The 1,053-nt window shown below is 45.0% G+C and carries 1 pseudogene; it reads left to right on the top strand.

The window, feature by feature from the left end:
* Positions 1–526: 526 nt before the first annotated feature.
* Positions 527–1,053, top strand: a pseudogene (locus H5154_RS22825) (hypothetical protein); the annotation flags it as partial.

The raw sequence follows: 1,053 nt of genomic DNA, 5'->3' as shown, positions 1-1,053 counted from the left end.
CAGTCTTTTAAAGATTAGCGTCTAGCCTTAGGTTGCTCCCCTCATTTACTTCTCATTCTTTTCTCTTTGTGCAACATGGTTTTAAGTAAAATATTCACAAAGAGGTTAAGAGGCGCTGCGCTTAAAGAGCTCACTGCTATTTAGCTCGACAGAATGTGTGTTTTTTAATAAAAAAGCCCACAAACAGCCAGTAGTCCTAGTGCCTCAAACCCTGCGAGTATTAGTCGCATTAACGATGTAACCATCAATGATGCAGGCGTTGCAGCAACGACTGCTAGTGTGGTCGATTTAGAATATGTATACCTAGACGGGAGTCCTGTTAAAAAATGCCCCCTACACCATCACCTTCGATGATGGAACGCAGCAAACAGGGCAACTAGACGACAGTGGACAAGCGCAACTTACCAATATTCCCAGCGGTCAGTTCAGTGTTAAATACGGCGAAGACAGCCGCGATTATCAGCCAGAGGATAACACCACACCAAACCCGTTGTATGGGCAAATAACCACCGCCGATGCCGTGCACATGATTAATAGCGGTAACACCGCAAAGCTGGAAGAAGCAGGCAATTTAGCCAACCAAGCCGGTGATTGGCTATGGGGCACATTGCAAGGTGACTTTAATAAAAACCCCAGCACCTCACAAATCGTTGTGGGTACCATTATCTCGATGATACCGGTGGTTGACCAAATCATGGACATTCGTGATATTTGTGCAAATACCGTATTACTCACCGATGATGACAAAGCCAATGACAGCGACGGTTGGATAGCCTTTACCCTAACCGCCATTGGTTTGGTTCCATTATTAGGCTCTGCTATAAAAGGTGTGGGTAAAGTTGTAATTAAAAATAGTGGTGAGTCAATGGAAGCCGCCATTGCAGTGCTACGCAAGCTCGGTAAAGGCGACCCAGTAAAATACTTACGGGAAATAAACTGGCAAGACTTAGGCAAACAAGCCGCCAGTGAAGTAAAAGCCGTAATCAAAGGCTTTCGAGATACACTTAACGATATTTCAACCAGCTGGAAATACGATCTTCTGCTGCCAGACTC

The organism is Pseudoalteromonas sp. SR44-5, assembly GCF_014163675.1.
Classification (GTDB): Bacteria; Pseudomonadota; Gammaproteobacteria; order Enterobacterales; family Alteromonadaceae; genus Pseudoalteromonas; species Pseudoalteromonas rhizosphaerae.
Note: the sequence above shows the minus strand (reverse complement) of the source record. Positions and strands in the feature narration are given on the sequence as shown.